Origin of the sequence: Paraglaciecola sp., assembly GCF_039943935.1 — a bacterium.
GTDB lineage: Bacteria > Pseudomonadota > Gammaproteobacteria > Enterobacterales > Alteromonadaceae > Paraglaciecola.
The window spans coordinates 113559-136318 of the sequence record NZ_JBDUZQ010000010.1 but is presented as its reverse complement, the minus strand read 5'-3'; the positions used below and the strand labels follow the sequence as shown (position 1 = coordinate 136318).

The window sequence follows — 22760 nt, the reverse complement described above, 5'->3', positions numbered from 1 at the left end:
TTAATGCTCTGCAGTATCATGGGATCCCATTAATCTAAGATAGTGATCGGTTAGGGAGTTTTGCCCTAACTGCATGCTGTGAATACCGATTTCACTTTGTTGTAGCAATTGCATTATTTGCCACAGGGTTTCATCTTTTTGTACTTGGCATTCTAAGGTGTTGCTCTGACTAATATGGCACCCTGTTAGACTTTCGACTTTTAGTTTAATAGCCTTGGCTAAGGTATGAGTAAATGTGACTTTGAGTAATCGGTTGCTCTGTATTTTGTCAAATTGAAATGCTTTGCCACCTTTAAGCATATAAATATCATCACAATGTGCTTCAATTTCACTCAGCATATGAGAGGTAAATATGATGGTTTTATGTTGGTCTTTGAGAGACTCGATTAGGGCTAGAATCGCTTTTCTGGAAACAGGATCTACCCCTACAGTAGGCTCATCTAAATATAAAACTTGTGGGTCTTTGAGTAATGCAATTGCTAAATTTAAGCGCCTCTTGTAGCCCCCAGATATAGACTTAGACTTTTGTGTCAGTACGTTCTCTAATTGACATTCTTGTATCACTCTTTGGATCGCACTTTGTTGTTGAGCTGAGCTGTAACCGCATAAGCTGGCAAAGTATTCAAGGTTTTGCATTACGCTAAGTGGAAAATAGAATGCATATTCCTGAGGAACTAAGGCTATGTTTTCTTGAATAAAATGGCGCTGGTTTACTACCTGTTCATTATTCTGAGAAAAGCGGATAGATCCAGATGAAGGTTGCAGTAAGCCAGAAAGAATAGAAAGCAGTGTAGATTTTCCTGCACCATTGGGACCTATGAGTCCCAAACAGATACCTGAAGGTATAATTAATGAAATGCTTTCTAAAGAGAGCCTTTGCGCTTCTTTATATTGATAACTAACATTTTTAACTTCTATATCAATCATATTTTCTTGCTTCTATCGCAACGATTTCGCTTTAACAACTAGAATAGAGAAAATCATAGAATGGTCATCGTTATATAGTGGTACTTTGAATATTACTCAGTAACGAGCACTCGTATTCCATTACTTGCATGCCAGAATACGAGGCATATTGTTTAAGGCAGAGTAACCAAAGTCGCTTTTAATGCGACTCCGGCGAGGAACTTTCCGGCACCACACTCAAACTCTGAACTACTTGAAAACTCCTGGTGCTTATAGTTCGACTTTACATCGATAACGGCATTCATGCCTTTTTTTAAGGCGCTTTCTTGCAGAGCTTTGATTGCAGAAAGTAAAACCCATTCACACGCTTCTTGGTCTGATTTATTAAACGCATTGGTTTTTTTGCTGGTGGTAACTTCACCCCAAGTATTACTTGGTGTTGCATGTGATTGACCAGCGAAATAAACAGGAACACTCAATAATGCTTGTTTGGCTTTTGAAGAGCTAAGTAGCGGTTCGATTGGAAATTTTACTCGGTCGTCTCTGGCAAATGCGCTTGATGATATTAATAGGCAAGATACCAAGCCAGCTAATAATACTTTCATTGTTAGTCCTTAATAATAAAAATTTAATATTGAGAAACATGATCACAACATTAAATGCCTTGCTATTCAATCATTAATCTAAGGTTTCAATTGTTATTTGGTAATTGTCTAAATGATGAATTAGCTGAGTTATGTGATTATTTTGTGTAACCGAAAAACTAAGACTCCCGCTTTCGAAAAATTCACGTTTAGTGCTGTTACCGTTACTTAACAAAATATCAATGCCTATTAGTCCATTTTTTATATCAATTAGAGGCCAATTAGAAAGTTGATAGTAAGCGAGTAATTGTTGTGCGGGAATATCTGACATTGCTATGCTTTTACTCACCACCACTTCATCATTTTGTCGCCAAGTAAGTTGAAATAGTTCAATACCAGATAAGCTAAAACCTACCATTTGAATACTATCTTCAGCTAGTTCAGTTTGTAGCAAAAATTCATGTTGGTTATCTTGCTCTGTCACCTGAAGTTTTTGTAAAGAAATGCGGCCCACAAGCTCATCTGGCACAACTTGAATTAAATAACTGGCCTGTTCGCTGAGTTTTACTTGGTTGGATTGCTGTTTTAATGTACTGCAAGAGAATAGATATAGGGTAATAACGAGTAACCCGAAATTAAAAGTATTTTGGCTCATTATTATTGGTTCCGCTTTAAGATTGTCGTTGGCAGGGTGAAGCATAAAGACCACGCTATGATTACCCCTATTAATATAGTTAAACCAAATTGTAAAATCGCGGGGGTACTACTAAACACAAACATGCCAAAGGCAATGCCAGATGTGGCGGCTGATAGGCTTATGGCTTTTATTACATGCTGTTGTTTGCCGTGTTCAATTAAAAACACCACATAATCCACAGCTAAGGCAATAATCAAAATACAAGCTAACAAGTTAAACAAGGTCACATAACCTAAGAGTAAGTGACTCAAAGCTAAAGAGCTCAGTGCTGTGATTATGGGTATGGCAGCAAGTTTTAAGCCTTGTAAATAACCATATCTGAAAGTCATTAGTAATAATAAAGCACAGGCGGCTAGCATCAAAAACAACAGTAAATACCCTCGCAATTTTGCAAGAGCTTCTGAGTATTTTGTTGGTTGGTCAAAGTAATGTACTGGAAAGTCTAATTGCTGTTGCAGTGTTTGTAAAAATTTGGGGTCTATTGGCCCCATGTAACTTAAAATGCCTACTTGGTTATCTTCTTTAGCCGTTATAGCTGGGTAGAGTGTAAGTATTGCTTGAGGTAGCTGCTCTATCGTCATGAAACTGTCTGATGAAGCATTCAGGTTTGATACAGATTCAGTCGTCATAAAGTCAGTGATAGGCGTTAATTTCCCTTGTGCTAAACCAAGTTGTAACCACTTAATATTGGCTTGTTGGGTATTAATTGAAGGCACCCATTGGTCGACACCAAGTAATTCAAACTCCCCACCATTTATACTATTAATAGCCAGTCTAATTTGCTCTAAGCGTTCCAATATTTGTTGCTGGTTATCGCCCTTGGTATAAATGAACCTAGGGTATTGTTGATTACCTATAATCTGACTGACCCGTTTCTCATTGTTTACTAGGTGAGCTGGGCTGCTGTTGAATGCGTTAATGTTATCTTGAAAAAACCAAGTAGGAGCGGCAGCTAAGCAACATAAAATTAGCCCCGCCAATATAGCCTTGAAGCCTTTTGGCTGAAGCCCTAGTTCATTGATTGGGGGATGAGTTTCAGGCTTATTTTGCCAAGGCCAATGTACTATCAAGGTTAAAGCTGTAATTATGGTGAAAGCTAAGCCTGCGGTAATAAAAACAGCTACTTGTTGTAATAATGGTATGGGTAGCAAAAGTAGTAGCAAATAGCTGATAATAGTCGTACCACCACTGACGAAAATAGCAGGGGCAATATACCCTCTTAACTGTTTATTTCTAAACCCTGTATATTTTGCTGTTAATAGTGTGTGATACCCATAATCCACAGCTACACCAATCAAGCTTACTGCAAAAACTAACGATAAAATATGGATGTTGTCGAATACTAAAGTAAGCGCTAACATACCTGATAGTGATGCACTACCAAGCAATAAGCTTATGCAAATTAAAGGTTGGATACTTCTAAAGCTAACAAGGGTTAGTAGTAATACACCTACTATTGATAGCCCACCGAATAGTTGGGTTTCAAAGCTTGCTTGAGATGTTATCGCTGCTGAGTGAAACATTAAGCCGCTAGATAGAACCTCCATGTTTGATGTTTGGTATTGAGCCACTAACTTGTCTAATTGCGCTATGGTAGCTACCACTGTATCTAATTGAATCGCTGCTTGGTTAAAGTTTAAAAATAATGGGTAATACCTTTTATTTTCATGCTCTATATAGGTAAACCCTTGATCTTGTTGCCAGCGATTAATAGAGGATTTATCTGCAAACCAATCTGCAAGATTAAGCAGAGGGGCTTTATTAATTGTTAATGATACTAGCGGGTTCGAAGGGGCACTCATTAGACCCATGTAATTATTTACTATGTGGGAATAATCGTTGTTATTCTTGGCTCTAGTGGCAGCTTGGCTCAAAAAAGCTAAAGGGTAACTGGAATATATATTGGCTAACTCATTCACATCAAAGTCTTTGCTAGGCTCAGAGCTAGCTGCTTGAACTAAGCCTTTAGCTAGTAGTTGTTCTGCAATCTTTGCTAAAGTTGTTTTAGACACTTGATGTTCTTGATGCTGAATAAGCAATAACCCCTTAGTTTTAAAAGGCTCTGCAGCGGCTTTAGTAAGGTCATTAATTTCATCGCCTAGGTCTAATACATTGAGTATATTAGCGTCAAAAGTAATGCCTCCAGATACAGATTTATAAACTAAGGCGCTTGCCATTAGACTAGTTAGTATCGCCCAGAGGGTGATGATTAAGCTATTTTTTGAAAACGCCATCACTGGATTATTGACCTTTTTCTTTGAGCTGAGTGTGTGCCTCTAAGTATATATTGGTCAAGTTTCCATTAGATTCATACAGAATTATCTGTTGCAAAGCTTGCTCGGTGATCACTAAATCTAAGCTCTGCATAACATTGGATACGTTGGGATCCATAGGATCTAGGGTCAATCCTTTACTATTTTCTGAAATTTTAAAATATTGGGCTAGTTCTTGAGGATCTCCACTAAAAACTGGTAGTAACATGGCGCTAAAGTTGGCATCAGTCGTAAGCATTTTAAAACTACCGTCCGCTTGCTTTTCTGAAACACCATCTTGGTTGATAAGTAGAAAATTGTCGACCGGCTTAAGGGTATTCCATACTAAGCCTGTTTCAGGTGAGTATTGGTATTTACCTTGGGTAACAAAAGGCCGACTTAAAGCTGCTAAGCGTTTTTCTTGGATAAAATTACCCTGAATATGCTTTTGGTTGGCCCAAGGAAGTTCAAATCCATGCAATATCGGGAAATGTAAGGTAAGTAAAAAAAGTAATGATGAGAAAAAATGTCGCATTTATATTCCCTTTTCGAAGCCTAGAAATCTTAGTGCTTATGCTTTACGGTTTGTCTAATTAACCACTCTGATGCACCTAATATGCCCATCAAAATGTAAGAGATGATGCCATTGTATAGAGTCCAAATTTCAATGTCGCTATACAAAGCAGTGTAAAATGAAATGCCTGCATTTAGTATAAAAAAACCACACCATACCTTAGTGAAAAATCGGGTATAGCTGACGCCATAGTCAGATAAATTTTTATTTTTTATTCTAGCAAAGCGCTCAATGACAGTTGGGGGGTAAATTAAAGAATAACTAAACATTGCGAAAAACATTAAGCTCATGGCTACAGGATAAAATTTAATGCCGTAGTCAGAATTAGAAAGCAATGAAAACATTAATAACGTCAGTATTGCGCCAAATACCAGTTTAAAATGCTTATGTTTATGGGAGCTAGATTTATCTAATACAAATCGTAACGTTAACAATAAAATGAGTAAAGCCGAAACAATACTAGGGTTACAGTATTTAAGGCCAAAATAAGCAATTATTGGATACAAAATCGCGAGTATAGTGAGTAATATTGGCACTGTATTATGTCTCAATACAAATGATATAATTTACAGAACAAGGCTGTGAAGACAAAACATTAGCCTTATTGTTTTTCATAAATTTTATCGAATTTTGCAAAATCTTCTCGGTAAGTTTGTTGCAAATCCCTAGTCAGCTGGCGCACGGACTTAGTGATGCTATCAGATGAATAACTGCTAGTTTCTACCTCATTCAAAACAACTAACTTCATGTGGATTTTACTTTTGGGCACTTTATACCAGGGCCATCCTTTAGTGAGTGCTGGTGGCGTGACTTCAATTAATACTCGCTGAAAGTTCTTTTTACTTCGCAACGCAATATTAGCTGCACCACGCTTGAAGTTGAATTCTGTATTGGGGAGTGTTCGAGTACCTTCTGGGAAGATAATAAGGTTGCAACCTTTTTCCAAAGATGTTTTGCAATCTGTAATTAATTCTTCAGGATCTGCATTACTAATGTAACCAGTATTTTTAATAATACCTCTCGTAAAAATATTTTGAAGAAGAGTTTGCTTAACAATACAGTCTGCATTTTTGACAATTGAAATTAACACTACAACATCAATTAGAGATGGATGGTTGGCAATAATAATTTTGCCTCTGACGTTTTTAAGCTCCTCTAATCCTCTAGTATCGACTTTAGTTACCCCTACCACGTACATTAACCAAACAAACCATTTAAAGGTGAGATGCACTGCATATCGGCAAGCTTGTTTACGTTTATCTTCATTATTTTTATATCTGACTCTATAAAAAGGCAACCATAAAGCTGCAATTACCACACCTCCGAGTCCAAAAACTGTAAAGCAAAAAGCCGTGCCAAATAAACGCCAAATTTTACTTAAATATATGTTCACAGTAGTCTTTATGTACTCTATTTTATGATTTTTGAAAGTGTTAGTTGTATGTTCAGAATGTTGTAGTCGAATCATCCTACTATATTATTGATGCTAATTCTGCGGCTTGCCGTATCGCTACCATAGCGTCTAGTTGTTTAACTTGCTTAGATCCCCCAATACGATGATAAGGTACGGTTAAATCTTTAACATTTACACTGTTATCAGATTGTTGCCCAGCACAAATAATGATGGTGTCTGCCTCAAGAGTAAATTCTTTGCCTCTGCTTTCTAGCTCTAATCCATTGGATACAATTTTACGGTAAGATATCTTGCTCAAAGTTTTAATGTTTTTTCGTTTAAATTCTTCTCTGTGGATCCATACTGTGGTTTGCCCTAGCCCTGTGCCTGGCTTACGAACAGAGCGTTGAAGCATGGTTATTTCTACTGTTTGCTGAGTTTGCAAAGAGGTTTCTTTCTTTCCTCCTTGAGTTTGGTTAGTTAGGTCTATTCCCCAGTGCTTCGCAAAAATGTCACTTTGTTGTTTTAATGGTAAGTGTTCTGTATAGGGAGTGGTTAACTTGGTAACAACATCAAATGCAATACCACCTGTACCCACAATGGCAATTTTATCACCTAATGGCTGTTGTTCAATTACATCAATGTAACTTAACACATTCGCCGTTGTTGAGGTTGGTATGTTGAGAGGCTGTGGTTGTGTTCCGGTTGCAATAACGACTTCATCAAAGGAGTTCAACATATCAGTGTTTGGGATTGTGTTGAGTTTTAGGTCAATCGCGTTATCAACAATAGAAACCTTTAAGTAACGAATAAATTCTTTAAATTCGCCTTTTCCGGGAATGTTTGCGGCTAAATTTAATTGACCACCTAGCTTTGAGGAAGCTTCAAATATGCTCACATTATGACCTCGTTGAGAGGCGTAAATAGCAAACATGGCACCAGCAGGCCCTCCACCTACCACCGCTATTTTTTTAGGGGAAGGGGAGGCTGAAAATATAAGGCTTGTTTCAAATGCGGCTCTTGGATTAACTAAGCAACTCGCTACCTTGCCTTTAAAAATAGGATCTAGGCAGGCTTGATTACAGGCAATGCACGTATTGATTGAGTTCGCTGCGTCTCTTCTAGCCTTTTCGACAAAATGGCTGTCGGCTAAAAATGGTCTTGCCATTGACACCATGTCAGCTTCTCCGCTCTCTAAAATAGCTTCAGCGACATCTGGGGTATTTATTCTGTTACATGCAACAATTGGGATGTTAATGTGCTTTTTTACTAATGCCGTAATAGAACTAAAAGCGGCTCTGGGTACAACACTCGCAATAGTTGGTATTCTTGCTTCATGCCAGCCAATACCACTATTAATTATATTTGCTCCTGCTTTTTCTAACGCAGTAGCTAGTATCGCAACCTCGTTTATATTGTTTCCGTCTTTTACTAAATCAAGAATCGATAGCCGAAATATAATGATAAAGTGCTCGCCAATTCGTTTTCTAATGCGGCGAACTATCTCTAGAGGAAAACGTATTCTATTTTCAAAATTTCCGCCCCAAACATCGGTACGAATATTAGTGTGTAGGCATAAAAATTGGTTAATGAGATAACCTTCAGAACCCATTATTTCGACACCGTCATACCCAGCCATTTTTGAAAGCTCTGCACAGTTTACAAAGTCTTCGATCTGTTGCTCTATTGCTTGCTCACTTAACTCGTGAGGTATAAAAGGTACTATGGGTCCTTGAATAGCACTGGGCGCTACAAGTTCATTATGGTAGCCATATCGCCCCGCGTGAAGTATTTGTAAGCATATCTTGGTGGGATATTGGTGAACGGCTTCAACGATGACTTTATGTTGTGGAACTTGCATTGAGTCTTGCAAAATCGCCCGTTTGGGAGCCAATATTCCAGAACGGTTAGGAGATACGCCACCAGTAATAATAAGACCTACTCCGCCAGCTGCCCTTTCAGCATAAAAGGCTGCTAATCGCTTGAAACCATCAGGCTGCTCTTCTAAGTTAGTATGCATTGAGCCCATAATGATTCTATTGCTAAGAGTCGTAAAACCTAAGCTTAGCGGTGACAGAATATTGGGATATGGCATAGAGAGATGATCTAGAGTTGAGACTTTTGTTTGCCTAGTTTAACATGAATTTTTGATTTTTTAAGTTGCAATCTAAATGGAAGAAGTAGGTAAATTCAATGGAGTAGAAGAATTTTCAACCGAAAGTTCCAACCTATTCTATTGCGATGTACAAACATGCAGTATACAAAATCAAAAGATTTTTTCGCTTTTAAACGATGAAGATTGCGAACGATTTGTCAGGATTAATAAAACCTTACGCAAGTATCAATTTGGTATAGCTCGTTGTTTAGTGAAACAGGTGTTGTGTGAGTATTTTGATATTCCCCTAGAACATAAATACACACTTACGGATTATTGTGAATGGTTGGTCGTAGACATAAGTAGAAAATTTTATATTTCTATAAGCCATAGTAAGAATATAGTTGTGGTTGCTATTTCGTCGCAGAAATCACCTATCGGCGTTGATATTGAATTTCAAAAAGACCGAAACTTTAACGAGTTAATTAATAGCTTGGGAACTGAAAATGAAAAACTCTCATTCCAAAAAAGCCTTGATAAAAAACGAATGTTTTATCGACTGTGGACCGCAAAAGAAGCCTATATTAAAGCCTTTCAACTTAGTTTAAGTGAGCTAACTAAAATTGATTTGTCTGAATTAAATCACAATGAGTATGACCAAGAGTTTCAGATACAAGAGTTCACTCTTGAAAATAATAAATATTGTTTGAGTTTGCTGAGCAATAAAGGAAAAAGTGCAACACTTCAAAAGGTTGTTCTTAATTGAATGTTTGCTCCTCTTTGTGTGAACTCGTAGAATACCGAATCGAAAAAATAGGAGTATGAAGCAATGGAATTGGCGTTTCAGATTGCTAAGTGTGTTGCATGGGCCCCTGGGGTAGAAACTGAACAAGAGTGGCGTTTATGGCAAGCTGAAAACCATGATTTTTCATCTGATATCACTTTACCTGCATTAAAAGCTATACCTGCTATGCAAAGACGCCGCCTAAGTCCTTTCGCTAAGGTTAGTTTACATTGTGCTTTAGAGGCTAGCGATCATCAAGAAGGTAATTTACCTTGTGTATTTTCATCTCGTCATGGAGACTTAAATCGCACGACTAAGCTCATTGAGAACGTAGCAGCAAAAGAAGATTTATCACCTACTCAATTTGGTTTGTCTGTGCATAATGCCGTTTCAGGTTTATATAGTATTTACACCAAAAATCACGCACCTATTTCAGCAGTCGCCTCCGGAAAAACAAGTTTCATGGCTGGTTTAGTGGATAGTGTGGTGAAATTAAATGTTAATCAATTAGACAGTATTTTATATGTATACACAGACTTAAGCGTACCTGATTGTTACTCCAGTTACCTTGATACTAATGAGTCTGTTGGTATTGGTTTACTGATTCAGGCAACTGAACCTAAAAAAAATGGATTTAAGTTAACAAGTGCAACTACTGAGCGAGCTGCATTGGCAAATGTTCAATCCTTAGATTTTCTAAACTTTTATTATGGCGATGCAATAAGCTTGAATACCCCGGTAAATAAGCAGGGTTGGACATTAACAAAAAGCTAGAGGGCGTAAGTCTTTGTCAATCAAGGGGTGTTGCTATTTTATGATAAGTTGCTAATGCTAAATTGATTGGTATTATTGCTCCCATCAAAGTTATTTGAATACTGTTAGAAAAGGAAGTGAAATGAGTGATCTTATCCTTGAGATAAAAAACCTGATCATTGATGCGTTAGATTTGGAAGATGTGACACCAGATGATATCGAAGATGAAGCACCATTATTTGTAGATGGACTTGGACTCGATTCTATAGATGCGTTAGAGCTAGGTGTTGCTATTAAAAAAGCCTACAAGGTCAAAATTGATGGCAATACTGAAGAGAGTAAAAAGTACTTCTACTCAGTAAAAAGTTTACACGACTTTGTTTTAAAAGCTCAAAACTAGGTAGAAGTACTAATGAATTCAGAACAAATATTGTCAATGGTGAAAACCATTTTAGTTGAAGAGTTTGAGATTGAAGAAGCTGATATAGTGCCCGAAGCTAATATTTACCAAGATTTAGATATCGACAGTATAGATGTGGTGGACTTAGTGGTGAGGTTAAGAACTGAAACCGGTAAAGTTATTGAGCCTGAGAATTTTAAGCAAGTACGCACTATCGGTGATTTAACCAGTGCATTAAGTACTATGATGAATGATTAACGAATTGTGTTTACCCTCGGATACTTATGAATAAGACCTTAACACTGGATATTGTCTCTGATGTGTCATGCCCTTGGTGCATTATTGGTTATAAGGCGTTAGAACAAGCTTTGGCTAATTTGGCTCCAGATATTCAAGCCAAGATCACTTGGCAACCTTTTGAGCTCAATCCTCAAATGCCGCCAGAAGGTCAAGAAATTACTGAGCACATTACACAGAAATACGGCATAAGCGTTGAGCAAGCGGCACAAAACCGTGAAGCCATAATACAGCGTGGGCTGTCTGTTGGTTATGAGTTTGGTGAACGCCGTGGTGGTGGTATGATTTACAACACTTTTGATGCTCACCGTTTATTACATTGGGCAGAAGAGTTTTATTTAGAGAAACAGATGGCTTTGAAGTTAGCTTTATTCGATTTGTACTTTAAAGAAAACGGTAATCCCAGTAATCATGCACAATTATTGTCTGTAATTGAAAAAGTAGGGCTGGATGTAGTAGAAGCAAAGTCTGTTTTAGATTCTGATAAGTTCACCGTAGAAGTCAGACAACAGCAACAGCATTATCAGTCTGCCGGTATTAGTTCAGTACCTGCTGTAATTGTGAATAATAAACATCTTATCAGTGGCGGCCAACCTACAGAAATATTTGAGAAAGCACTCAAACAAATAGCGAATGAAGTTTAAAGTTTAGCTTTAATTTTATATTTTTAACATTGTGTAAAAGTGATACTAAAAAGCCGCTCAAAGAGCGGCTTTTTAGTATCGAATGGTAACTAGCAAATTAGACGTTTAAGTAATCCATTATACCTTCGGCTGCTACGCGGCCCTCATCAATAGCTGTTACCACCAAGTCTGAACCACGCACCATATCACCGCCTGAGAATATTTGAGGATTAGACGTTTGGAATGCATACTTGCCATTTCGGGGCGCGCGTACACGGCCTTTTTCATCCAAGATAATACCAAAGTCAGCAAACCAATTTGCTGGGCTAGGTTGAAAACCAAAAGCTATAATTACGGCATCCGCTTCTAGTAAGTGCTCAGAACCTTCGATAATAACAGGACGGCGACGACCTTCAGAATCGGGCTGGCCCATTTCGGTTTTCACCATAGTTACACCTATGGTTTTACCATTTTCATCAACTGCTATATCTAATGGCATTAAGTTAAATTCAAACTCTACGCCTTCTTCTCTAGCATTAACCACTTCACGGCGTGAGCCTGGCATACTTGCTTCGTCGCGACGATAGGCACAGGTGACTTTTGCAGCCCCCTGGCGAATTGAGGTTCGTACACAATCCATGGTGGTATCACCACCACCTAATACAACGACTTTTTTATCTTTCATGTCTACAAAGTCGGCGGGATCTTTTTCAAGGCCAATATGACGATTAATATTCGCAATCAAGAATGGTAGTGCTTCATATACACCTGGAGCTTTTTCGTTATCAAAACCACCTTGCATAGGTTTATACGTTCCCATCCCTAAGAACACTGCGTCGTATTCATCTAGTAGTTTTTGGAATGGAATGTCTTTACCTACCTCGGTATTTAACACAAATTCTATACCCATCTCAGTAAAAATTTCGTGACGTAAATCGAGCACTTCTTTCTCTAGCTTAAAAGCGGGAATACCAAAGGTTAATAAACCACCAATCTTTTCATATTTGTCAAAAACTACAGGTTTTACACCGTTACGGATCAGAATGTCAGCACAGCCAAGGCCAGCTGGGCCCGCGCCTACAATAGCAACTTTTTTATCTGTTGCTACAATGCCAGACATATCAGGTCTCCACCCCTGTTTAAAGGCTGTGTCCGTGATGTATTTTTCGATACTGCCTATAGTCACCGCCCCAAAGTCTTCGTTCAGGGTACACGCCCCTTCACAAAGACGGTCTTGGGGACACACTCGTCCACACACCTCTGGTAAGGTGTTGGTTTTGCTAGAAAGCTCAGCCGCTTCAAATATACGTCCTTCGTTGGCTAGGCTTAGCCATTGAGGTATATAATTGTGGACTGGACATTTCCATTCACAATAAGGGTTTCCACAATCTAGACAACGGTCAGCTTGCCCCGCTACTTGCTTATCACTCATAGGCTGATAAATTTCAGCAAATTCTTCACGCCTGATGTGAGAGGGCTTTTTAGGTGGATCTATGCGCTCTACATCAACAAATTGGTATACATTCTTCGACATGTGATACCCCTTATTGCACTTGAACACGAAGTTCGGCAGTTGACCGACTTATGTGTCCAAGTAAGTTCTTAACATCACTGGTTTTCGGTTTAACCAGTCTGAATTTAGGTAAATAACTTGCAAAATTACTTAAGATATTATGGGCATGTTGACTGCCCGTCGCTTCATAATGCTTGTTAATTAAACCGCGTAAATGCTCAGTTAGGATGGCTTTATCAACAATAGATAGCATCTCAACTAGTTCACCATTTACACGTTGCTCAATGTCGTCTTGTTCATCCAGTATGTAAGCAAAGCCGCCTGTCATACCCGCGCCAAAGTTAACACCTGTACGGCCAAGTACGGCGACTATTCCGCCTGTCATGTATTCACAGCCATTATCGCCAATACCCTCAACAACCGCTATGGCTCCTGAGTTACGCACTGCAAAACGTTCACCTGCTAAACCTGCGGCATATAATTTACCGCCTGTTGCACCGTACAAACATGTATTACCTGCAATCACACTTTCGTTAGACTTAAAGGTAGAGTTTGTGGGTGGGTGAATGATTAGCTTACCGCCAGCCATGCCTTTGCCGACATAGTCATTTGCATCACCAGCAATTTTCATCACTAGGCCGCCAGCATTCCACACTCCAAAGCTTTGACCAGCAGTACCAGTAAAGTTAAGTTGTATTGGATGCTCATCCATTCCTCTATTGCCATGATGTTGAGCTATTAATCCTGACAAGATTGCGCCTACTGAGCGGTCTGTGTTACGAATATCGTAATTAAAGGTACCACCTTTTTTACTTTCAACTGCTTGACGTACATCATTTAACAGTTGTTGGTTTAGATCCCCTTTGTCAATTGGGTCGTTAGTCGCTTGATTACAAAATAACTTAGTGTGATCGCCTGCTTCTGGTTTAGTCAAAATAGGGCTTAAATCTAACTTACTCTGTTTAGCTGTGACACCATCTAACATTTCTAGAAGGTCGGTGCGTCCAATAAGGTCGTCTAGCTTACGTACGCCCATAGATGCCATGATTTCACGTACTTCTTGAGCTACAAACTTAAAGTAGTTCATTACCATTTCTGGTAAACCAATAAAGTAGTTATCACGGAGGTTTTCGTCTTGAGTTGCGACACCTGTCGCGCAGTTGTTCAAGTGACAAATACGTAGATATTTACAACCTAAAGCAACCATAGGGCCTGTTCCGAATCCGAAGCTTTCAGCTCCTAATATTGCCCCTTTAATAATATCTAAGCCAGTTTTTAGACCGCCATCAGTTTGCACTCGCACTTTATGGCGCAGACCGTTACTAACTAATGCTTGCTGGGTTTCGGCCAAGCCTAATTCCCAAGGGCTGCCAGCATACTTAACTGACGTTAATGGGCTAGCACCTGTTCCGCCGTCGTAGCCTGAAATAGTAATTAAATCGGCATAGGCTTTTGCTACGCCACATGCAATGGTGCCAACTCCTGGTTCTGATACTAATTTCACAGAAATAAGAGCGGTTGGATTGACCTGCTTCAAGTCAAAAATCAGCTGAGCCAAATCTTCGATAGAATAAATATCATGATGAGGCGGTGGCGATATCAATGTGACACCTGGTACTGAGTGACGTAATTCAGCTATGTATTGATTCACTTTGTCACCTGGTAATTGACCACCTTCTCCAGGTTTTGCGCCTTGAGCTACTTTAATTTGTAGCACTTTTGCGTTCACCAGATAATGAGGGGTAACACCAAAACGACCAGATGCAATTTGCTTAATATTTGAATTACGCTCATTACCAAAACGTTTTGGATCTTCACCACCCTCACCAGAGTTAGAATTACCTCCTAAACGGTTCATGGCGATTGCTAGGGCTTCATGGGCTTCGGGGCTGAGTGCTCCGATTGACATGGCCGCAGTATCAAAGCGTGGATATAAGTTTTCAGCTGATTCCACTTCATCTATTGAAATGGCTTCAGTCGCAGGAGTTAATGCTAAAAGGTCACGTAAACAAGCGATAGGGCGCTCATTAACTAGTTCACTATACTTCTGATAATCGTCATAGTTACCACTGACTACCGCTTTTTGTAAGGTGGTAACTACATCAGGGTTATATGAGTGATACTCACCACCATGCACGTACTTTAACAAACCGCCATGGGAAAGGGGTTTACGTTTAAGCCAAGCTAGGCGATTTAGGTTAATTTGATCTTGTTCAAAGTCTTCAAATCCAGCGCCTTGAAGGCGACTAGGTACACCTTTAAAGCAGGTTTCCATTACTGCGTCATTAATACCTATAGCTTCAAATAACTTGGAGCAACGGTAACTGGCAATAGTTGAAATTCCCATTTTAGACATAATTTTATATAAGCCTTTATTAATACCTTTACGGTAATTAATGATGGCCTGCATTGGCGTGATGTCTAGTTGGTCGTTATCACACATTTGCTCAATAGTTTCATAAGCAAGGAACGGATAAATAGCCGTTGCCCCTAAACCCAATAACACAGCGTAATGATGTGGGTCACGCACTGTTGCTGTCTCAACAACGATATTTGCGTCACAGCGCAGGCCTTTGTCAACCAAGCGTTTTTGTACCGCTCCCACGGCCATTGCGGCTGGGATAGGAATACGGTTTGCTTTAATCGCGCGGTCTGACAAAATAACAAATGCTGCACGCTTGTGTTTCACAATGTGTTCAACTTCATCACATACTCTGCTGATGGCTTTTTTGAGGCCTTCATCTGGATTGTAATTTAGTTCTACAAATTCTGTGTAATAGTGCTCTGAATCGTACTCTCGAAGTTGTTTTAAATCTGTGTAAACCATAACAGGGGAGTCGAATAATACGCGATCTGCGTAGCCCGAAGTCTCTGTAAATACTGATTTTTCACGGCCAATACAGGTAGCTAACGACATAACATGATTTTCACGTAGTGGGTCGATAGGTGGATTGGTTACTTGGGCAAATTGTTGACGGAAATAATCATAAATAGTGCGACTTTTACCTGATAACACCGCCATTGGAGTGTCATCACCCATAGAGCCTGTTGCTTCTTGACCATCTTTTGCTAGCACTTTAATGACCTGATCCATCTCTTCGAAGCTAATATTAAATTGCTTGTAGTAGGTGTTCATCATTTCATCGTCAAACATTCGCTTGCCAATTTCTGGCGTCTCGCACTCTTCTATTGGGGTAAGACGGCGAATGCTATGATCTAGCCATTCTTTATAAGGATGACGATTTTTCAAATCATCATCGATTTCGTTAGAGCGCCAAATTCTACCTGATTCAGTGTCTATTGCTAACATTTCACCAGGAGCAACACGACCTTTTTCAACGACTTCAGATGGTTCGTAATCCCAAATTCCTACTTCTGAGGCAAGGGTTATTAGTCCATCTTTAGTAATAACATAACGGGCAGGGCGCAAACCATTTCGGTCTAGGTTACAAGCTGCATGACGACCATTGGTGAGTACAATACCGGCTGGTCCATCCCATGGTTCCATATGCATCGAGTTAAATTCGTAAAACGCTTTAAGGTCCTCATCCATAGTTTTGTTATTTTGATATGCTGGTGGAACAAGTAGGCGCATCGCGCGAAACAAGTCCATGCCGCCAGCTAAAAATAACTCTAACATATTGTCTAATGACGAAGAGTCTGATCCTACTTCATTTACAAATGGTGCTGCGTCTGCAAGGTCTGGAAGCAAAGGTGTTTTAAATTTACCAGTTCTAGCTTTAGCCCAGTCTCTGTTACCTCGTATAGTATTGATCTCACCATTGTGAGCTAAAAATCTAAAAGGTTGCGCCAATGGCCAACGAGGTAGTGTATTAGTTGAAAAACGTTGATGAAATACGCATATAGCAGACTTCATATTCTCGTCAGCTAAGTCTAAATAAAACTTAGGTAGGTCACCGGCCATTACTAAGCCTTTGTAAACGGTAACTAAGCTCGATAGGCTAGCAATATAAAACTCTTCATCTTCGGCTAAGCGCTTTTCAGTGCGGCGGCGAGCCATGAATAATCGGCGTTCTAAGTCTTGAGAGCGCCACCCTGGAGGACCGTTAACAAATACTTGTTCAATCTGTGGTACACAAGATGCAGCTAAATCACCTAATATTGTTTCGTCAGTTGGGACTACACGCCACCCAACAATACTCAAGGTTTCTTTTTCTAGCTCTTCTGTTAAAACGGCACGGGCAGCTTCGGCTAATGCTGTGTCTTGATTTAAGAAAATTACCCCAACGCCGTATTTATGGCTTAAATGCCAACCGTTATCAGCAGCTACTTGTTGGAAAAAAGCGTCTGGCTTTTGCATTAAAAGACCACAACCATCACCGGTTATGCCATCGGCAGCGATACCGCCTCGATGTTGCATACGGTCAAGCCCTTCAATCGCAGTACTGACTAATCTATGACTAGGCTCACCTTGAGTGTGGGCAATTAGGCCAAATCCACAATTATCTTTCGAATCATTCGGATGATATAAACTCATAATGTTCACTCCTTCAATCTTCGACTGGGCAGAAATTTGTATATTTTTACTGCCAATTATAAATGCAAAGCACGAGCAGGATTTGAAACTTCCTCTTACTTCTAGTGCTTACTTTATGCTGTATTTGTTATTGGGGATACCAGTCGAGTATCGAATATTTATCTTAAGCAGGAGGTACAAAATACCGAGGATCATTTTATAAATCAATTATCATCTATTCGGGAATTTACTATTTTTGTTAATTTCAGGTGTTAAATTCTGTTTTATATATATAAAACAAGTGGATAGTATGTTTTTTTAGCTTAGTTATATGCTATAAAAAAATGTTCGTTTTTGGTGGTTTTTGTTGCCTAATGGCGGCCTTTGAAGAAATTAGCTAGTTATATATTCTTAAATTTTTGGGTATTTATTAAAAAAAAATGAATTTCTAATCAATTTTGTTGTCGTTTTTAGATTTTTAATGAGTACGTAATTATGATCCTTTTAACATTCTTGCTAGCATGTTGGGAATATATAAAACATCATTTCTAATTTGAGACTTCAAAATATGCCAGAACCCACTTTCGTTGAACCTTGGGCAATACGATTTGCACAACTAATTAGACGTTTTGGAGCGATAAAAGCCGCGACTATATTTGTAATTTTCACATTGCTTTTCAATTTTGCAGGTTCTTATTACATCAGGATGTGGATTGGGAATCCTGTCCATACTGAAGACTTTATCAGTGCTACTTTATTAACATTATTGAGTGCCCCTTGGGTACTTTGGTACTTTTTCCAATTAGTAAAAAAGCTGGAGCAATCTAGGGCTAGTTTGGCTGGTGCAGTGGAAGAACTAGAGCGTTTACGTAAAGATGATGAAATACTCAATCGCACCTTACAGAATAATATTAAGCAGCTAAACCATGAAATTGAACAACGTAAGCAAGCGCAATTAGAGCGTGAAAGTGTATTCAGTGAATTAGAACGAGAAATTGAAGATAAATCAGATAAAGAACAGCAAGCTTTGCGGTTGTCCACTTTGTTACGTTCTATAATTGATGCTTCACCAGATTTAGTTTATTACCGTAACGAAGAGGGACGTTTTGCTGGGTGTAACCGTGTCGCCGAGCAGATGACAGGCAAAACCGAACAAGAGCTCATCGGTTTGACGCCTCACGAGGTTTACGACGAAGAGTTAGCCAGGCAAGTTGTAGCAAGTGATCATAAAGTACTAGAGAGCAACCAAAGTATAACTGAGGAGTTATGGTTACGTTTTGCTGATGGACGTCGTGGCTACTTTGAAATGCGTAAGGTGCCATTTTACGGTGAAGGCAACGTTCGTTTAGGTCTTTTAGCTTTTGGTCGTGATATTACCGAGCGTAAGAAAGCAGAGAACGTAGTGGCCAAAGCCAGTAAAGATAAAACCGCTTTTATCGCCACCATCAGCCATGAGTTACGTACCCCTTTGAATGGTATAGTTGGTTTAAGCCGAATGCTCAGAGACACTAATCTCACAAGTGAGCAATTTGCATGGGTAAGTACTATTTATGCTAGTGGTATTACCTTGGGTAATATTTTTAACGATATTATTGATTTAGATCGCTTAGACCGAGATAGATTAGAGTTATCTTTAAAAACTGTTTCATTGAATGATTTTACTTCTGAACTTGGCAGTATTATTGAGTTACTAGCTGATGATAAAGAGCTCACTTTTGTGGCTAAAGTTTACGACCCATTACCAGCGTTAGTTGAGGTAGATGGTACTCGTTTACGACAAATATTATGGAATTTGCTCTTCAATGCCGTTAAATTTACACAGAAAGGTACAGTCTCATTAGAGGTAAAAGCAGAGCCAATTGATGCTGAGACTAGTAAGGTGACTTTCCATGTTCGTGATACAGGTGTGGGTATACCTCAGCAAGAGTTAGATAAAATTTTTGCTATGTATTATCAAGTTGATTTACCAGAGCATCAAAGTGCTACCGGAACAGGTATTGGGTTAGCGATTTGCCAAGAAATGGTGTCACTAATGAATGGTAAAATTAGTGTAAGCAGTGAAAGCGGTAAAGGGACATGTTTTACTGTGGAGCTGCCTTTGGCTATTAGTAAGAAACCTATTCAAGTTGAATCTTTGAAAGTTACTGGGCTGCAGATTCTTCTGGTAGAAGACATCGAATTGAATGTCATGGTGGCTAAAGCATTATTAGAAAAATTAGGACAATATGTTGATGTGGCTATGACGGGTGCTGAAGCTATTGATAAGGCCAGAGATAAAGAGTATGACCTAATTTTACTCGACATACAGTTGCCTGATATGAATGGCTTTGAAGTCGCCAATGTACTTCACGAAGAGTCTTTGGTGGAACAAACCAGTATAGTTGCCTTAACAGCAAATGTGATTAAGACGCGTCAAGAATACCTAGAAAATGGTATGGATGATGTTATTGCAAAGCCAGTTAAAAAGAGCCGCATTATTGAGGTCTTTAATAGTCTCTTTTGCGAGCAACCTATAGAGCCACATCAGCCTAAAGAAGAGCCCAAAAAAGACGAACTAAATACATTTTTAGATTTAGAGTTATTACAAATGCTAGTGGATACCATAGGTCATGAAATGGTTCGAACTAGTGTTAAAGTCTTTCAAGAAAACATGCCCGAATATATGGAAATACTGCAGCTTAGTTTAAGCGCTGATGAAAAAGATGAAGTATGTTCCCAGGCACATAAAATAAAAGGTGCTGCTGGTTCTGTGGGCTTAGCAAGAGTACAAAAAATAGCGAATGAAATTCAACAAGGTGACCATCCAGCATGGTGGCAAAATGTTCATGATTGGGTGGAACAACTTAGCCAAGCTGCTAACCAAGATATGCAGAAGTTAGAGAGTTGGCTAAGTAAACAAGATATAGATGACTGATGATAACGCTGCAAACTCACAGTAATATGTGGGTTGATGGTTTTTACCTGTTAGCCTTTGCTAGTATCACTAATAAAATTCCACCAAGAATTACTGTTGCTGATACTAGCATGTGCATGTCTAGTGGTTCGTTAACAAGTAAAAGACCACCTGCTGCTGCCCAGATGGGTACCGATAGTTGACACACTGCCGCAATACTCGGTGCCAAGTTAGGCAATACTAAATACCAAATTGCATACCCTACACCTGAAGCTAGGGCTCCGGACGCAATTGTATACACCCACCCCATGGTTGTAATAGATAGCTCTGAGTTTAGTATTACAAATGCTAAGCCCAGTATGCTTATAGGTATTAATCTTAAAAAATTACTCGCTGTATCGTAAAGTGGTTGGGTAGATTTTGAACCAACTCTGCTATATAAGCCCCATGCAATTCCAGCTATAGCCATCAAAATACAGCCAACTAGACTTGGCTTTTCTAATTCAGGCATGACGAAATATACAAAGCCAGCAACAGATAATAATACCCCTATGTATTCTTGCAGACCCATTCGGCTCCCATTTAGCCACGCCATAAATAGCATAGTAAATTGTACACAGGCAAATAAGACTAAGGCTCCTGTAGCGGTACCAAGGGATACATATGCGTAGGAAAACCCGGCAGCATAAATGAACAAATATACTGCACCAATGTAACTGCCGTAGTTCGTTATTTGTGTAAGCTTTATTTTATTCTGCAAAATAACAATTACTGCTAAAACAAAGGCCGCTGAAATTAAACGAATTACTGTAAAATCTAAAGGTGGAACTTGCTCTGAATTAAGAGCAAGGCGGCAAAATACTGAGTTTGCAGCAAACGCGAATAATGCGATTAGTGTAAGTGGTATTGTTTTTGTAGTGCTCATTTATACCTACATTAATAACCATGTAGCGGTTCCTAAAAAAGCAAATATACCTACCACATCGGTTATGGTTGTTAGAATCACGCTACCCGCTAGGGCAGGATCTATTTTTAATTTTTTCATGATCATGGGTAAGGTAACGCCGGCTAGTCCAGCTGCGATCATATTGATCATCATAGCAAAGGCTATGACAGCCCCTAACATGAAGTCTTGCTTCCAAATTGCAATGACTGACGCTATTAGTACCGCCCAAATAATGCCATTAAAAAAGCCAATGGCTAACTCTTTACTAATCAACCACCGTGCATTAGCAGAGCTAACATGACCCAGTGCCATACCCCTAATGACGAGTGTTAACGTCTGATTGCCAGCTACACCACCCATACTGGGAACAATCGTATTTAGAATGGCTAAAACAGCTAACTGGCTTAAGGTGGCCTCAAACATATCACTCACTGCCGCAGCCATTAATGCAGTGAATAAATTCACGCCCAGCCAAATAGAACGACGTTGGGTACTTTTTATTACAGGGGCAAAGGTATCTTCTTCATCGTCTAAACCCGCCATGCTCATCATAGAATGTTCAGCGTCTTCACGAATTATGTCAACTACATCATCTATGGTAATTCGACCTACCAGTTGATTGTTTTTATCTACAACAGGCGCTGATAGCCAATCATAACGTTCAAAAAGGTTAGCGACTTCGCCATCATCCATGTCCACAGGTATGGCTTCAGAATCTTTTATTAAATCCTCTACTGGCGTATCTGGAGCGGCAGTAATTAGTGTGGTTATGGCCACGCCGCCCATTAATTTATCTTCGCGATTTACCACATAAAGCGTATCTGTGTGTTCAGGAATATCCCCCTTTAAACGCAAATACCTAAGCACTACATCAACATTTATTTTAGGTCTTAAGGTGATGGTATCTGTATTCATGATAAAGCCAGCAGTGTCTTCACCATAAGAAAGGGCTAGCTCAGCTCTTTGTCTATCTTGTTCGTCCATGGCTGCTAAAATATCTTGAGATACCGATTCTGGAAGTCCTCGCAAAGTATCAGCAAGGTCATCTGTATCCATTTCCTCTAACAAGTCAGATGCCATGTCTGGTTGCATGGTATCTATAATGCCATTACGAACATCTTCGGCTAACTCTTCCAATACATCACTATGTAAATCTGGGGAGATGAGTTGCCAAATGTCTAAGCGATTTCGGCTTGGGCTTGATTCCAATAACAAAGCAATATCACAAGGTTGTAAACGCTGTAATAATTCTGTAGCTAAATCATTTTGCCCTTCTTGTAATGCTTCATTGATGGCATGTCTTTGGCTACGAACGCTTTTAGATTCAAAGGTATCTGGCATAGTTGATTTGTGAGTATCCAATGTAGAAGGTTAAAAGACGCTGACATAAGATCAGGTGCCGATAGTTAGTTTAATGGATGCTCGGGTTTTGGTCAGTAGAAATTTACGTTCTTTTTAAGTCAATTTGATGACTGTTAGTTATCGCTGTTTAATCCGTTTTTCCAAAGTAAGCTATGATCTTTTTAATCATATTTAGATCCTGATTATATGGTCCAGTCACTCTATCCAGTTA

At 39.2% G+C, this 22760-nt stretch carries 18 protein-coding genes; 6 read left to right on the top strand and 12 right to left on the bottom strand.

Annotated features, from left to right (window positions below):
- The 8 genes from ABJD71_RS06390 to ABJD71_RS06355 form a co-directional block, all read right to left on the bottom strand.
- Entirely contained in the window at nt 1–927 is a 927-nt protein-coding gene (locus ABJD71_RS06390; protein WP_348166266.1) for an ABC transporter ATP-binding protein, read from the bottom strand.
- Nucleotides 928–1079: 152 nt separating this feature from the next.
- Nucleotides 1080–1511, bottom strand: coding sequence for an excinuclease ABC subunit A (locus ABJD71_RS06385; RefSeq protein ID WP_348166263.1), 432 nt, complete (start codon nt 1509–1511; stop codon nt 1080–1082).
- Between the two features lie 73 nt (nt 1512–1584).
- A complete protein-coding gene (locus ABJD71_RS06380) occupies nt 1585–2145 on the bottom strand; it encodes a DUF3261 domain-containing protein (protein ID WP_348166261.1) in 561 nt (186 codons plus the stop codon).
- 2 nt (nt 2146–2147) lie between these two features.
- Nucleotides 2148–4421 carry a hypothetical protein gene (locus tag ABJD71_RS06375; RefSeq protein ID WP_348166258.1) on the bottom strand — a complete coding sequence of 758 codons (2274 nt, stop codon included), beginning with the start codon at nt 4419–4421 and terminating at the stop codon, nt 2148–2150.
- A gap of 7 nt (nt 4422–4428) precedes the next feature.
- A complete protein-coding gene (locus tag ABJD71_RS06370) occupies nt 4429–4974 on the bottom strand; it encodes an outer membrane lipoprotein carrier protein LolA (protein WP_348166255.1) in 546 nt (181 codons plus the stop codon).
- A 29-nt stretch (nt 4975–5003) separates the two neighbouring features.
- Entirely contained in the window at nt 5004–5549 is a 546-nt protein-coding gene (locus ABJD71_RS06365) for a hypothetical protein (RefSeq protein ID WP_348166252.1), read from the bottom strand.
- 65 nt (nt 5550–5614) lie between these two features.
- The gene (locus ABJD71_RS06360; protein ID WP_348166250.1) at nt 5615–6406 is read right to left on the bottom strand and encodes a lysophospholipid acyltransferase family protein; all 792 of its coding nucleotides are present in this window, start codon (nt 6404–6406) and stop codon (nt 5615–5617) included.
- A 79-nt stretch (nt 6407–6485) separates the two neighbouring features.
- Nucleotides 6486–8501: an FAD-dependent oxidoreductase gene (locus ABJD71_RS06355; RefSeq protein WP_348166248.1), complete on the bottom strand. Its 2016-nt coding sequence runs from the start codon at nt 8499–8501 to the stop codon at nt 6486–6488.
- A 76-nt stretch (nt 8502–8577) separates the two neighbouring features.
- Here ABJD71_RS06355 and ABJD71_RS06350 point away from each other — a divergent pair, with 76 nt between their 5' ends.
- The 5 genes from ABJD71_RS06350 to ABJD71_RS06330 all read left to right on the top strand — a co-directional run bounded on the left by ABJD71_RS06350 (nt 8578) and on the right by ABJD71_RS06330 (nt 11379).
- Nucleotides 8578–9267, top strand: coding sequence for a 4'-phosphopantetheinyl transferase superfamily protein (locus ABJD71_RS06350; RefSeq protein WP_348166246.1), 690 nt, complete (start codon nt 8578–8580; stop codon nt 9265–9267).
- A 63-nt stretch (nt 9268–9330) separates the two neighbouring features.
- Complete coding sequence (locus ABJD71_RS06345) at nt 9331–10059, top strand: beta-ketoacyl synthase chain length factor (protein ID WP_348166243.1); 729 nt, start codon at nt 9331–9333, stop codon at nt 10057–10059.
- 121 nt (nt 10060–10180) lie between these two features.
- The gene (locus tag ABJD71_RS06340; protein WP_133470755.1) at nt 10181–10438 is read left to right on the top strand and encodes a phosphopantetheine-binding protein; all 258 of its coding nucleotides are present in this window, start codon (nt 10181–10183) and stop codon (nt 10436–10438) included.
- 12 nt (nt 10439–10450) lie between these two features.
- Nucleotides 10451–10696, top strand: coding sequence for an acyl carrier protein (locus ABJD71_RS06335; RefSeq protein ID WP_348166241.1), 246 nt, complete (start codon nt 10451–10453; stop codon nt 10694–10696).
- Between the two features lie 26 nt (nt 10697–10722).
- A complete protein-coding gene (locus tag ABJD71_RS06330) occupies nt 10723–11379 on the top strand; it encodes a DsbA family oxidoreductase (RefSeq protein ID WP_348166238.1) in 657 nt (218 codons plus the stop codon).
- Between the two features lie 97 nt (nt 11380–11476).
- Here the strand turns inward: ABJD71_RS06330 and ABJD71_RS06325 are convergent, their stop codons facing one another.
- On the bottom strand, nt 11477–12892 hold the full coding sequence (locus ABJD71_RS06325) for an FAD-dependent oxidoreductase (protein WP_348166235.1): 1416 nt from the start codon (nt 12890–12892) through the stop codon (nt 11477–11479).
- A gap of 10 nt (nt 12893–12902) precedes the next feature.
- Nucleotides 12903–17369, bottom strand: coding sequence for a glutamate synthase large subunit (gene gltB / locus ABJD71_RS06320; RefSeq protein ID WP_348166232.1), 4467 nt, complete (start codon nt 17367–17369; stop codon nt 12903–12905).
- Nucleotides 17370–17916: 547 nt separating this feature from the next.
- Here gltB and arcB point away from each other — a divergent pair.
- Nucleotides 17917–20262, top strand: coding sequence for an aerobic respiration two-component sensor histidine kinase ArcB (gene arcB, locus ABJD71_RS06315; protein WP_348166229.1), 2346 nt, complete (start codon nt 17917–17919; stop codon nt 20260–20262).
- A 43-nt stretch (nt 20263–20305) separates the two neighbouring features.
- Here arcB and ABJD71_RS06310 read toward each other — a convergent pair whose 3' ends face one another.
- Together ABJD71_RS06310 and mgtE are read right to left on the bottom strand one after the other, a co-directional pair.
- On the bottom strand, nt 20306–21166 hold the full coding sequence (locus tag ABJD71_RS06310; RefSeq protein ID WP_348166226.1) for a DMT family transporter: 861 nt from the start codon (nt 21164–21166) through the stop codon (nt 20306–20308).
- Nucleotides 21167–21172: 6 nt separating this feature from the next.
- Complete coding sequence (gene mgtE / locus ABJD71_RS06305; RefSeq protein ID WP_348166556.1) at nt 21173–22528, bottom strand: magnesium transporter; 1356 nt, start codon at nt 22526–22528, stop codon at nt 21173–21175.
- Between the last annotated feature and the right edge of the window lie 232 nt (nt 22529–22760).

What these genes read in the sequence shown, in the direction of transcription:
- ABJD71_RS06390 (WP_348166266.1), bottom strand. Translation starts at nt 927, where the DNA reads ATGATTGATATAGAAGTTAAAAATGTTAGTTATCAATATAAAGAAGCG.
- ABJD71_RS06385 (WP_348166263.1), bottom strand. Translation starts at nt 1,511, where the DNA reads ATGAAAGTATTATTAGCTGGCTTGGTATCTTGCCTATTAATATCATCA.
- ABJD71_RS06380 (WP_348166261.1), bottom strand. Translation starts at nt 2,145, where the DNA reads ATGAGCCAAAATACTTTTAATTTCGGGTTACTCGTTATTACCCTATAT.
- ABJD71_RS06375 (WP_348166258.1), bottom strand. Translation starts at nt 4,421, where the DNA reads ATGGCGTTTTCAAAAAATAGCTTAATCATCACCCTCTGGGCGATACTA.
- ABJD71_RS06370 (WP_348166255.1), bottom strand. Translation starts at nt 4,974, where the DNA reads ATGCGACATTTTTTCTCATCATTACTTTTTTTACTTACCTTACATTTC.
- ABJD71_RS06355 (WP_348166248.1), bottom strand. Translation starts at nt 8,501, where the DNA reads ATGCCATATCCCAATATTCTGTCACCGCTAAGCTTAGGTTTTACGACT.
- ABJD71_RS06350 (WP_348166246.1), top strand. Translation starts at nt 8,578, where the DNA reads ATGGAAGAAGTAGGTAAATTCAATGGAGTAGAAGAATTTTCAACCGAA.
- ABJD71_RS06345 (WP_348166243.1), top strand. Translation starts at nt 9,331, where the DNA reads ATGGAATTGGCGTTTCAGATTGCTAAGTGTGTTGCATGGGCCCCTGGG.
- ABJD71_RS06340 (WP_133470755.1), top strand. Translation starts at nt 10,181, where the DNA reads ATGAGTGATCTTATCCTTGAGATAAAAAACCTGATCATTGATGCGTTA.
- ABJD71_RS06335 (WP_348166241.1), top strand. Translation starts at nt 10,451, where the DNA reads ATGAATTCAGAACAAATATTGTCAATGGTGAAAACCATTTTAGTTGAA.
- ABJD71_RS06330 (WP_348166238.1), top strand. Translation starts at nt 10,723, where the DNA reads ATGAATAAGACCTTAACACTGGATATTGTCTCTGATGTGTCATGCCCT.
- ABJD71_RS06325 (WP_348166235.1), bottom strand. Translation starts at nt 12,892, where the DNA reads ATGTCGAAGAATGTATACCAATTTGTTGATGTAGAGCGCATAGATCCA.
- gltB (WP_348166232.1), bottom strand. Translation starts at nt 17,369, where the DNA reads ATGAGTTTATATCATCCGAATGATTCGAAAGATAATTGTGGATTTGGC.
- arcB (WP_348166229.1), top strand. Translation starts at nt 17,917, where the DNA reads ATGCCAGAACCCACTTTCGTTGAACCTTGGGCAATACGATTTGCACAA.
- ABJD71_RS06310 (WP_348166226.1), bottom strand. Translation starts at nt 21,166, where the DNA reads ATGAGCACTACAAAAACAATACCACTTACACTAATCGCATTATTCGCG.
- mgtE (WP_348166556.1), bottom strand. Translation starts at nt 22,528, where the DNA reads ATGCCAGATACCTTTGAATCTAAAAGCGTTCGTAGCCAAAGACATGCC.